Genomic DNA, 12,038 nt, shown 5'->3' with positions numbered 1-12,038 from the left:
CGGTAACAAGAGGAACCAACTTGAGCCCGAAATCAGGCTTTCTAACGATTCTCGGTAACAAGAAGTGCCAACTTGTCTCCGAAATTAGACTTTCTTTCAAATCTCGGTCACAAGAAGAACCAACTTGAGCCCGAAATCAGGCTTTCTAACGAATCTCGGTCACAAGATGAACCAACTTGTGCCCGTAAACTTGGTTTTGTTCTCATTACGGTCACAAATCGTACAGTCCATGCAGTCTTACTTCCTCTTGCTTTTCCCAATGATCAAAATAAAAGTTCTTGTCAACAGTGTAAATGTGTGTAAATATATATGTCAAGACACCTGTTAATCCAGGAGGCTATCATTATATGAAACAATCAAATGTAATCATTGTTGGCAGTGGTATTGCCGCACTGCAATTGGCCAATAAATTACCGAAGGATTTAAATGTGATTATTCTCACAAAGAAGGAAATGACAGCGGGCAATTCTTATCTTGCACAGGGTGGAGTAGCAGCAGCGGTTGCACCGAGTGATGACCCTTACTTCCATTATCTCGACACAATGGAAGCGGGAGGTCATCATAATAATTCTGAAGCTGTCCTTGAAATCACCAAAAAAGCACCGGAGTTGATCAAGGGATTATGGCAATCAGGCTGCCGCTTTGATGAAGACGGAGAAGGAAAATTGCTTCTTGGGATGGAAGGAGCCCATAGTGAAAAGAGGATTGTCCACAGCGGAGGCGATGCGACGGGTAAGCATATGGTCGACTTTTTGCTCTCGAACCTGGATGCCAATATTTCAATTGAACAATCCACATTCGTATATGAGCTAATTTTAGATAGTGAAGGGACTCGCTGTATCGGTGTTAAAGCTAAGTGCATGGACGGAACGAATGAAACTTATCTTGCTCCCCACGTTGTCCTTGCTACGGGCGGCTGTGGGCAGGTATTCGCCTTTACCTCTAATGCCGATACGACAACCGGGGATGGAATGGCACTGGCCTATAGGGCAGGTGCGGAGCTTGCCGATATGGAATTTGTCCAGTTTCACCCCACACTTCTTTATGTCGATGGAAAGACAAGAGGCCTCATATCTGAAGCTGTAAGGGGTGAAGGGGGCGTCCTTGTAACTGCAGAGGGAAAGCGGATCATGGATGGAATTCATCCGTTGAAGGACCTGGCACCGCGGCACATTGTATCCCAAACCATTTATGACTACTCGCGAAGAGGAATTCAAATCTTTTTAGATATCACCACCATCGATGATTTCAGTAGCCGCTTCCCGACAATCAGCAAGCTTTGTTCTGAGCATGGGATAGACATTGATAAAGGGTTGATTCCCGTTGTCCCGGGTAGCCATTTTATCATGGGCGGGGTAAAGACAGATTTGCATGGACGAACAAGCATCTCTGGACTTTATGCAATTGGTGAAGCGGCATGTACGGGAATCCACGGAGCAAATAGACTGGCGAGCAATTCCTTATTAGAAGGCATGTTTGTTGGCGGAAATCTTGCTGATTGGATCAACAGCCATCAAGTTGCCAATATAGAAGAAGCAAGTATTATGGATATCCCTAATCAAGTTGCTAAAAGAGAAGCCAGAATGTGTATCCTTAATCAAACCGTATTCGACGGGGAGCTTCCAGATATGGCCTTACTGAAAGAAACAATGATGGACCGGACAGGGATCGTCCGAACGAAGGAATTGCTAACCTTACAGAATGAGTGGCTCGCTCAGTTCAGCCTGGAAGAATGGCTTGAAGCTCGGCTGGACCACTTGCAGCCATCTGAACTAAATAGGCTGTTCATGTACATTACCGCATCCTTAATCACACAGTCAGCTTTGGATAGGACTGAAAGCAGGGGCGGGCACTATCGGAAAGATTTTCCCCATGAAGATAACGCCAATTGGATGAAAAAACAAATCATCCATCAACGAAAAAACGTAAAGGATGGTAAGCATGAATTCAATCAAACTGCGCTTGCTACTTGAACAATTTTTTATTGAAGATATTGGTGAACGTGATGTCACCAGTGAACTGATTTTCGGAAATGACAGCAAAGGAAGTCTCGTTTTAATCGCCAAAGATGAAGGGGTTTTCTGCGGGGAGCAAATCATCCATACAGGCTTCCGGCTGCTTGATGAGAGCAGTCAAATTACCGTGAATGTGAAAGACGGAGAGAAAGTCGGTAAGGGTCAAGAATTAGCCTTAATTACTGGCAGGGTTTCCTCTTTGCTTAAGGCAGAAAGAGTCGTACTTAATCTTGTGCAGCGGATGAGCGGGATTGCGACGAAAACCAATGAGGCTGTTAGAGTGTTGAACAGCGCAAAAACGAGAATCTGTGATACGCGTAAAACCACCCCGGGTCTTCGGATGCTTGAGAAGTATGCAGTTCGATGCGGCGGGGGTTTCAACCATCGTTACGGGTTATATGACGCTGTGATGATCAAAGATAACCACATCTCATTCGCAGGCTCAATCAGCAATGCAGTTGAAGCAGTAAGGTCGAATCTTGGGCATATGGTGAAGGTAGAGGTTGAGATTGAAACAAAAGACCAGCTTCTTGAAGCGATTGCCTCAGGAGTTGACTGCATCATGTTCGATAACAGGCCACCAGAACAAATCGAGGAATGGATCGGCGTTGTTCCAGCAGGAATTTTAACAGAGGCATCTGGAGGCATTACGCTCGATAACCTCCATAGCTATAGGGATTGCGGTGTGGATTATATTTCTCTTGGTTTTCTCACGCACTCTGTAAAATCATTGGATATTAGCGCAAAAGTGATGGCTGAAACGAAAGGGGCTGTAGCATATGAATATATTGGAGGCGCTCGAAGCCAAATCTAGGATGCTTCCTGAAAAATACAAAAACATGTCCGTCCAGGAACTTGAGGATATGATCAAGAATATTAAGGAGAAAATGGGCAAGAAACTTTTTATCCCTGGTCATCATTATCAAAAGGATGAAGTTATTCAATTCGCAGATGTGACAGGGGATTCATTGAAGTTAGCCCAGTTGTCAGCAGAGAACAGGGAAGCGGAACATATTGTGTTTTGCGGCGTCCATTTCATGGCGGAGACGGCAGACATTTTAACAACCGAGAGCCAGAAGGTCTACCTGCCTGATATGAGGGCGGGCTGTTCAATGGCAGATATGGCGGATATTTACCAGACCGAAAGAGCATGGGAGTTCCTGCAGGTCCTGTTTGGGGATACTATTTTGCCGTTAACGTATGTGAACTCCACAGCAGCCATAAAATCATTTGTAGGAGCAAATGGCGGTGCTACTGTGACGTCTTCCAACGCGGAGAAGATGGTGCGCTGGGCTTTTTCAAAAAAAGAACGCCTGCTTTTCCTTCCAGATCAGCATTTAGGCAGGAATACTGCTTTTAATATCGGCGTCAATCTAGATGAAATGGCAGTTTACAACCCGATTGAGAATATCCTTGAATACGATGGCCCACTTGAAAAAGTGAAGGTCATCCTTTGGAAGGGCCATTGCTCTGTCCATGAGAATTTCACAGTAGAAAATATCTCTCATGTCCGCGAAGCATACCTGGACATGAAAATCATTGTCCACCCTGAATGCTCACGTGAGGTTGTTGCTTTGTCTGATCAGGCAGGTTCAACAAATTATATTATTGAAGCAATCGAAGCTTCACCTGCCGGCTCATCCTGGGCAGTCGGGACAGAAATGAATCTGGTGAACCGCCTGATTTCACAACACCCTGATAAGCAGATTATTTCATTGAATCCTCATATGTGTCCATGCCTGACAATGAATAGAATCGACCTGCAGCACCTGGCCTGGAGTCTGGACTCGGTTATCCAGGGTCAGGAAATTAACCTTATAAAAGTGGATGAAGAAACAGCATTTAACGCGAAGCTTGCCCTGAACCGCATGCTTGAGCAATCATAAACTGGAATCCTTCCCTCACCGGGGAGGATTTTTTTTTTGGGGAAAAGCTTAATCTCCTGCTTAAAAACATATTTATTTACATAGAAGCATAAGTTTTTTTGAAGATTGTTAGCAATTTGCCCACACCAACATAGAATATATGGACTTATGCCATAGGAGGGAATCAGAGTGAAAATCCATATCGTACAGAAAGGGGATACTCTTTGGAAGATCGCCAAGAAGTACGGCGTGAACTTTGAAGAGCTGAAACAGATGAACGCACAGCTCAGCAACCCTGATATGATTATGCCCGGTATGAAAATAAAAGTTCCAACTGCTGGAGGAACGATAAAGAAAGAAGCTCCAATTACAGGTGGAACGCCTCAAGCAAAAATCAATATGGGTGGCAAAAAGGAAATGCCGATTGCCAAAGAGAAACCGATGCCAATGCCAGAAGTGAAGAAGGAATTGCCTAAGGAGGCTCCCGTTAAGGAACAGCCGAAGAAAGAAATGCCGAAACCGGTAAAGAAGGAAGAGCCTGTTAAACCATATAAACCTAAGATGCCTGTACAAATTAAGCCTGAGATCGATATTAACAATTACTATATGATGAATATGGCCAATATGCAGCTCCCACCACAGCCAAAGCCACAGCCAAAGCCACAGCCAAAGCCGCAGCCGAAGCTCCCGCCTAAACCAGACAATATCTTCCCGGAAGTCAAACCTGAGGTCAAGGCTCCAGTCAAACAGCAGGTCAAACCAGAGGTGAAGCCTCTGCAACAAAAAGCAGAGATGAAACCGAATGTGAAATCAGAAATCAAGCCAGAGATAAAGATTGAAAAAAATGACTACATGGATGAATCACCATCAATGATGCCATTCATGCAAGGAGGTTACCAGCAGCCGATGATCCCTTATCCTTATAATAATTATCCAGGGGCACCTTCTATGACAGGTCCTGCATATGGCTATCCAGGACAGCAAATGCCATACCCTCAGGTACAGGGAATGGCCCAGTATCCAGGAATGATGCCAAACATGGCATTGCCGGCCGAGGATATGGATTCATCATCTTTTGACCAGATGCAGATGCCATTGAGCCCGACTATGGGGGAAAATATGCCTCATCATACTGGACCACAAATGACTGGCCCTACTTTCCACGGTGTACCTATTTCACCTGTAATGCCTGGACCGGGTTACTGCCCGCCGTATGAGCAGGGATTTCAGCAACCGATGCCATATATGCCGCAGGTAGCGGGAGCGATGGAGGACCAAATGCCATTGCAGCCACAGGCAGGAGGAATGATGGATAATCAGCCGATGCCACAGGTCGGTGGCATGATGGATGATGAATCTTCGGATATGCCAATGCCTCAGATGCCGCAAGTCGGTGGCATGATGGATAATAATCAGATGCCGCAAGTAGGCGGAATGATGCAGGGCCAGATGCCTCATCAAATGCCACAGCAGGTTGGGGGAATGATGCAGGGCCAGATGCCTCATCAAATGCCACAGCAGGTTGGGGGAATGATGCAAGGGCAGATGCCTCACCAAATGCCACAGCAGGTCGGCGGAATGATGCAAGGTCAGATGCCGATGATGCCGCAGGTCGGTGGAATGATGAATAATCAAATGCCGCAGGTCGGTGGAATTATGGATAATCAAATGCCGTATGTCGGCGGCATGATGGATAATCAGATGCCTCAAGTAGGAGGTATGATGGATAATCAAATGCCGCATGTCGGCGGCATGATGGATAATCAGATGCCGCAGGTCGGTGGAATGATGGATAATCAAATGCCACAGGTCGGCGGTATGATGCAGCCTCCGATGATGCCTAAGCAGGCGGTTCAAGGCGCTGGTACAGATTGTGGTTGTGGCGGACCGATGGGTGCTCCTTATGGTTTGATGGGAGCAGGCATGCACCATCCTCACCACATGCATTATGGTTATCCAGGTGCTTCTGCCCCAGGTATGCATCCTCACCATATGCATCACGGGTATCCAGGTGCCCAAGGTATGCAGCTTAACCCATACCATGGGTATCAAATGGGCATGGGTCCACAGGGTTTCATGAATCCTTATGGAGCAGGTCCGATGGGTGGAGGATATGGTATGCCGATGCCGCGTTTCGAAGATGAAGAGAGCAATGAATATTAACATCAAGAGAGGTGGAGACGATTATTTTTTCAATCGTCTCTTCTCTTATTTAACCAGTGAACTCAACATTGGAATTAAGGAAATGACCCATTTAAGAGGAGATGTCTTTCTCGTTAAAACAGAGAATACCCGATTTATTTTAAAAGGGTATAAAGATCTGCGGAAATTAAAGATTCAAGAAGCATTTGCTTCATCTTTACGAAAATCCGGTTTTGATCAATCCTACCGATTTTATAATCAGAATAAAGATCCTCTTCATTTCCATGGGTTATACTACGGTTGTATTGAATATATAGACCATCATGAAAAGCGTTTTGATTATGGAATTCAAGCAGACAGAGAGGAAGGCGTTGAACTGTTAAATAGGTTCCATGACCATACAGCGGTCCTTGTTCCTTCGTATGCTGGCATGCTTCCGAAAACAGATTTAGCGAAAAAATGGCACCATCGAAAGAATGAATTTACCGAAAACCTGCCAGGAGTTAATTTCTATGTGAATAAAGCTATTACCGAAGATCTGCTGGAATGGGCGGATTTTTCTTTGAGGAATTTTGTGAATTTGAGAAAAGATCTTGAAACAGGGCCACCATCCATCCTCCATGGAGATGTAGCCCATCACAATTTTCTTCGCTCAAAGACAGGAAAGCTGTACTTAATTGATTTTGATTTGATCAGCTCTGGATCAAGAGCATATGATATGCTGCAGTATGCAAATCGGATTCTGCCTTTCTTGAATTGGCAGTTTAAGTCACTGGAAAGGATCGATCATTTGAATAAATGGTTGAATTCTGATGCCTTTTTATACGGGCTATTGTACCCTGCTGATATTTTAAGGGAGTGGAATCGCTTGTTAAGAGGAAGAAATCAGCCAAAACCGTATAATCTGGCACCAATTGTTGAAATGACTGTCAGCCAGTTTCAGGACAGGAAACAATTCCAGGAAGAAGTGAAATCAAGACTAAATGGTTAGGTTTTTTGGACGTATCTGTCAGAATGAAAATCCAGCCCCATCCGCAACCTAATAATGAGCATTAAAAAGTGCTCATTTTAGCTAGGATGGGGGTTTTTCGATTGAACAAAAGGATGTTGTTCGTACCTATAGTTTCCTTGCTCACAATAGGAGTGACGGCTTGTAACGGAAATGATGAAGCAGCTGTTCAGGGACGGAATACCGACCGTGGGCAGCCACTTGGCTATTACTCGAATGAAAAAGGGAATGAAATTGACGTGATGGATGATAGAGAAGGTGCGATCACGGAAATTTTTGACCATAATTTTGGGAAAGAGGGATTAGCCGCAGAAAGCAGAAAACGGAGGATGCTCCAGTCCAGAGATGAAAATGGCAATCCTCCGAATCCAACCGTCCCGCGATCTGACCATGACCATAACTTTTTCCAAAGAGATAATAAATATAGCCGGGGTGATTTAAATTACCATGGACACCTGAATGAGCAAAGGGGAAGCGGCCAGGCAAGAATATATTTTAATACTGAACAAGATAACAGATTGGCCCGCAAAGTAGGGATTGCCGCCGAGTCTGTCGACAATGTCGATAAAGTGAGATCTGTATTGTTTGGCCAGAAAGTTGAAATTGCCGTGACTTTTAAAGATAAGTCATTGAAAAAACAAACAAAAGAGAAAATCAGGAAGGCAGTCCTCCCATATATTGAAGACAGAGAGCTGAATATTATAGAGGATGAAGGAACTTTCAGCAGAACAAGGAATATTGATTATGACCGGAAGAATGGAAATCCGAGGGAAAGCCTCAACTTCAACCCATAATCAAAATAGAAGGCAGAGTGACTTCTGCCTTCTATTTTCATGCTTTGTTTTACGCTCATTTCTCAAACTTTGTTGTTATTGATTACAAAATAGGAGTGAATGAACTATTTTTCTTCCCAAAGTACCCTCTTGTTATGAGAAAAGAGCATGCAAACTTAATACCGAACTATAGAATGGCGTTCTATTACGTTAAGATCGGCTTTAGGATTTTAACAACAATCTTTACGAAAAAACAGCCTTCTTTTAAAAAGGATAAATAAGATAATTTTGGCTACACTATTAGTGAAAAAGAAATTGATCAAATTTTAGCAAATAAGAGAGGTGGACAGCAATGGCTTCAATCAAATTATTAAAAGCGTTCAGTACAGCTGTTATGCTCCTAATCAGTCTTTTGGGATACAGTTTAGTACTTCAGACAGAGCCGGTTTTTGCTGAGAAGCCTGAAGAAGCAGTCCATGAAATCAATGAACCTCTTAAGGTCACAATCATCCTGCAAAGAGTCTATCTTGATGGTGAAATGAGTGAGGAACGGATTGAGGAAACCATTTGGTCTATGGAAGACTTTTGGGCCAAATATGACAAATGGCAGCTAGTAGATATGGAAGAGAAAAAGGCTGTGTTCAGACAGGAATATGATGATATATCACCGCTTTTGAAGGCGAATGGATATTTCGGGTTGTCAGATGAGGGGGTCCTTACTATTTTTAATGGAAGGCCCGATGGTTCGAATATCATTCAATCGTTCTTTCAAATCGATCTTGGCAGACTTGAAAGTATTAAACGAGATCAATTGAAAAAAGGGATTCCAATCCGAAATAAAAAATGCTATGAAGAGGTATTAGAGACTTTTAAACCATATACTGTGAGGGAAATCAATGGAGAGCCGGGCTGACTGGCTCTTATTTGTGTTTCATCTAAATTTAAAGGAACATATTTCCTAAAAGAAAGAAAAATGATCATACGTTCGCCTTTTCGTATATTTTTATTCATACCTTTAAAAAGAGTATGTTAAAATGAGTTACAGCAAAGCAGAGGGGCGAGAGTATTGTATGAATTCATAAAAGGCACCGTCGATTTTGTCGGTCCTGAATATATAGTGATTGAAAACAGCGGGATTGGTTATCAGATTATGACACCAAACCCATTTGTATTTACAAAAGAAGCAGGTAAAGAGGTTTGTATATTTACATATCATTATGTAAGAGAAGATTTAATTGCTTTGTATGGATTTAAGAATCGTGAAGAGAAGGCACTTTTCACAAGGCTATTGAATGTATCGGGAATCGGTCCGAAAGGGGCCCTGGCCATCCTTGCGTCAGGGGAACCGGGTCAAGTGGTTCAAGCAATTGAAAATGAAGATGAGTCGTTCCTGGTAAAGTTCCCTGGGGTTGGAAAGAAGACTGCGAGACAAATGATCCTCGATTTAAAGGGGAAGCTGCATGATCTTGTACCAGATTATTTCCCTAACCTTTTTAATTCGGACGAGGTAGCAGCAACCATAACCCAGTCGACCGAATTTGATGAGGCAGTTCTGGCACTGAAAGCACTGGGGTACTCTGAAAAGGAAATTCGCAAGATCACTCCAGATCTGAAGAAAGAAAAATTGACGACAGACCAATATATCAAAAAAGCATTGCAGAAGCTATTAAAGTAACGCTGTGTTAGAACTGAACGAAGACCTGCCAGTTCGGTTAACCAGCTTATTAGAAGGGTGAGAAACAGATGGAAGAACGAATCATCTCCAGTGAAGCGGGCGACCAGGATGTTTCATTTGAGCAAAGCCTGCGACCACAGACACTCAGACAATATATCGGCCAAGATAAAGTAAAGGCAAACCTTGAAGTGTTTATTGAAGCCGCTAAAATGAGACGTGAAACGCTGGATCATGTATTGCTCTATGGACCACCTGGTTTAGGCAAGACAACGCTGGCGGCAATCATCGCCAATGAAATGGGAGTCAATCTGAGAACGACCTCCGGACCGGCAATTGAAAGGCCTGGAGATCTTGCAGCCATTCTGACGGCGTTAGAGCCTGGCGATGTCCTGTTCATTGATGAAATTCACAGGTTTCCAAGAACGATTGAAGAAGTACTTTATCCTGCAATGGAAGACTTCTGTCTGGATATCGTCATTGGCAAAGGACCAAGTGCCCGATCTGTCAGGCTTGACCTTCCGCCATTCACGCTTGTTGGTGCTACAACTCGTGCTGGTTCATTGTCCGCTCCATTAAGAGACAGGTTTGGAGTTTTGAGCAGGTTGGAATACTATAATGAGAGGCAGCTGACGGATATTGTTGTCAGGACAGCTGAGCTTCTGGAAACTGAAATTGATTGGCTTGCAGCCCAGGAGCTTGCCAGAAGGTCTAGAGGGACGCCGCGAATTGCCAATCGCTTGTTGAAGCGTGTCCGTGACTTTGCCCAGGTTCGTGGCAATGGGGCTGTTGAGGAAACCCTAGCCAAAGAGGCTTTGGAACTGATGCAGGTAGACCGTCTTGGCCTCGACCATATTGACCACAAATTGCTTAAAGGCATAATCGAAAAATACCGCGGCGGCCCAGTTGGATTAGAGACAATTTCCGCCACCATCGGTGAGGAATCACAGACGATTGAAGATGTGTATGAACCGTACCTATTGCAAATTGGTTTTTTGCAGAGGACTCCCAGGGGCAGGGTTGTAACGGAGGCCGTTTACCGACATTTCCAAATGGAGGTGCCTGAACGATGACAGGAGCGGCAAAATTTGTGATGATTGCCGGAGCAGTCATTTTCATCATTGGCTTTATCATGCAGTTTGTCAATATAGGAAGGCTGCCTGGAGACATCGTCATTAAGAAGGGCAACACGACCTTTTACTTTCCAATTGTGACGTCCATCCTGGCAAGCATTATCCTATCAGCCATATTTTATTTTATCGGCCGATTCAGATGAACTGTCAGCAGCGTATAGTTTTAACCTGAAATATAAAGAAAACTTAGTAAGGGTGACAACATGAAAGTAGATTTGTTTGATTTCCATTTGCCAGAAGAACTGATTGCCCAGACTCCGCTCGAACAAAGAGCGGAAAGCAGGCTGATGGTCTTAAATAAGGAATCTGGCAGTATAGAACATGATGTTTTCAAGAATATCAAAAACTATCTCGAGCCGGGTGATTGCCTAGTCCTGAATGACACAAAAGTTCTTCCGGCCAGGCTTTTCGGGATGAAAGAAGAAACGGGAGCTAAAATTGAAGTCCTTCTCCTGAAACAGCTTGAGGGAGATGAATGGGAAACGCTTGTAAAACCGGCGAAGAGAGTGAAGGAAGGCACAAAAATCGTCTTTGGAGATGGACTTTTAACTGCAGAATGCACTGGGGAAGCCGAACATGGCGGCAGGAATCTTAAGTTTTCATATGACGGTATTTTTTATGAAGTGCTGGAACAGCTCGGTGAAATGCCTCTTCCGCCATATATTAAGGAACAGCTGGAGGACAAGGACAGATACCAGACTGTTTTTGCAAGAGAACGAGGTTCTGCGGCAGCACCGACGGCTGGTTTGCATTTTACAGAAGAGCTGCTTGAGGAAATTAAGGAAATGGGTATCCATATTGCTTTTATCACTCTTCACGTTGGTTTGGGAACATTCAGGCCTGTCAGTGTTGATTCGATCGAAGAGCATGACATGCATTCAGAGTTTTACCAGGTGACAGAAGGAACAGCATTGCTGTTGAACTCGGTACGTGAGCAGGGCGGACGTATCATTACCGTGGGCACAACTTCAACGCGGACGCTTGAAACCATTGCCACAGCTAATGACGGTAAATTTGTCGCTGAAAATGGCTGGACCAATATCTTCATTTATCCTGGATATGAGTTCAAAGCAATCGATGGGATGATTACCAATTTTCATTTGCCAATGTCGACGTTAATCATGCTGGTGAGTGCTTTGGCTGGACGGGAAAATGTTCTTAATGCCTATAACAAAGCAGTAGAGGAAAGGTATCGCTTTTTCAGCTTCGGCGATGCAATGTTGATTTTATAGATTTTCATGCTTCTAAAAATAAAAGGCTCTTTTCTCAAACTTTGTTGCTATTGATTAGAAAATAGTAGTGAATGAACTATTTTTCTTCCCAAAGTAGCCTATTGTTATGAGAAAAGAGCATGCAAACTTAGTACCGAACTACCAAACAGCGTTCTATTACGTTAAAATCGGCTTTAGGATTTTAACAACAATCTTTA

At 43.8% G+C, this 12,038-nt stretch carries 11 protein-coding genes; all 11 read left to right on the top strand.

Going from position 1 to position 12,038, the window contains the following annotated elements:
* The first annotated feature begins 347 nt into the window (after window positions 1–347).
* The 11 genes from nadB (at window position 348) to queA (ending at window position 11,841) form a co-directional block, all read left to right on the top strand.
* Window positions 348–1,973 (top strand): L-aspartate oxidase, encoded by a 1,626-nt coding sequence (gene nadB, locus DYI25_RS11500; protein WP_213368841.1) that lies wholly within the window; start codon window positions 348–350, stop codon window positions 1,971–1,973.
* Window positions 1,942–2,829 carry a carboxylating nicotinate-nucleotide diphosphorylase gene (nadC, locus tag DYI25_RS11495; RefSeq protein WP_213368839.1) on the top strand — a complete coding sequence of 296 codons (888 nt, stop codon included), beginning with the start codon at window positions 1,942–1,944 and terminating at the stop codon, window positions 2,827–2,829. The genes nadB and nadC overlap by 32 nt, the downstream gene beginning before the upstream one ends.
* Window positions 2,795–3,901, top strand: a complete 1,107-nt coding sequence (gene nadA / locus DYI25_RS11490; protein ID WP_213368837.1) for a quinolinate synthase NadA — start codon at window positions 2,795–2,797, stop codon at window positions 3,899–3,901. The genes nadC and nadA overlap by 35 nt, the downstream gene beginning before the upstream one ends.
* A 168-nt stretch (window positions 3,902–4,069) precedes the next feature.
* Window positions 4,070–6,043, top strand: a complete 1,974-nt coding sequence (gene safA, locus DYI25_RS22610; protein WP_213368835.1) for a SafA/ExsA family spore coat assembly protein — start codon at window positions 4,070–4,072, stop codon at window positions 6,041–6,043.
* Window positions 6,033–7,013 (top strand): aminoglycoside phosphotransferase family protein, encoded by a 981-nt coding sequence (locus tag DYI25_RS11480; protein ID WP_213368833.1) that lies wholly within the window; start codon window positions 6,033–6,035, stop codon window positions 7,011–7,013. Before safA ends, DYI25_RS11480 begins: the two co-directional genes overlap by 11 nt.
* A 101-nt stretch (window positions 7,014–7,114) precedes the next feature.
* Complete coding sequence (locus DYI25_RS11475) at window positions 7,115–7,825, top strand: YhcN/YlaJ family sporulation lipoprotein (protein ID WP_213368831.1); 711 nt, start codon at window positions 7,115–7,117, stop codon at window positions 7,823–7,825.
* A 331-nt stretch (window positions 7,826–8,156) separates the two neighbouring features.
* The gene (locus DYI25_RS11470) at window positions 8,157–8,717 is read left to right on the top strand and encodes an intercompartmental signaling factor BofC (protein ID WP_213368829.1); all 561 of its coding nucleotides are present in this window, start codon (window positions 8,157–8,159) and stop codon (window positions 8,715–8,717) included.
* 153 nt (window positions 8,718–8,870) lie between these two features.
* Complete coding sequence (ruvA, locus tag DYI25_RS11465) at window positions 8,871–9,479, top strand: Holliday junction branch migration protein RuvA (RefSeq protein WP_213368827.1); 609 nt, start codon at window positions 8,871–8,873, stop codon at window positions 9,477–9,479.
* Between the two features lie 68 nt (window positions 9,480–9,547).
* Window positions 9,548–10,549 (top strand): Holliday junction branch migration DNA helicase RuvB, encoded by a 1,002-nt coding sequence (gene ruvB, locus DYI25_RS11460; RefSeq protein WP_213368825.1) that lies wholly within the window; start codon window positions 9,548–9,550, stop codon window positions 10,547–10,549.
* A complete protein-coding gene (locus DYI25_RS11455; protein WP_213368823.1) occupies window positions 10,546–10,752 on the top strand; it encodes a DUF2905 domain-containing protein in 207 nt (68 codons plus the stop codon). The genes ruvB and DYI25_RS11455 overlap by 4 nt, the downstream gene beginning before the upstream one ends.
* 60 nt (window positions 10,753–10,812) lie before the next feature.
* Window positions 10,813–11,841, top strand: coding sequence for a tRNA preQ1(34) S-adenosylmethionine ribosyltransferase-isomerase QueA (gene queA / locus DYI25_RS11450; protein WP_213368821.1), 1,029 nt, complete (start codon window positions 10,813–10,815; stop codon window positions 11,839–11,841).
* Window positions 11,842–12,038 lie beyond the last annotated feature (197 nt).

Source organism: Mesobacillus boroniphilus, assembly GCF_018424685.1.
GTDB classification, from domain to species: Bacteria; Bacillota; Bacilli; order Bacillales; family Cytobacillaceae; genus Mesobacillus; species Mesobacillus boroniphilus_A.
The sequence above is the reverse complement of the archived record's forward strand: the minus strand, read 5'-3'. Positions and strand labels throughout refer to the sequence as shown.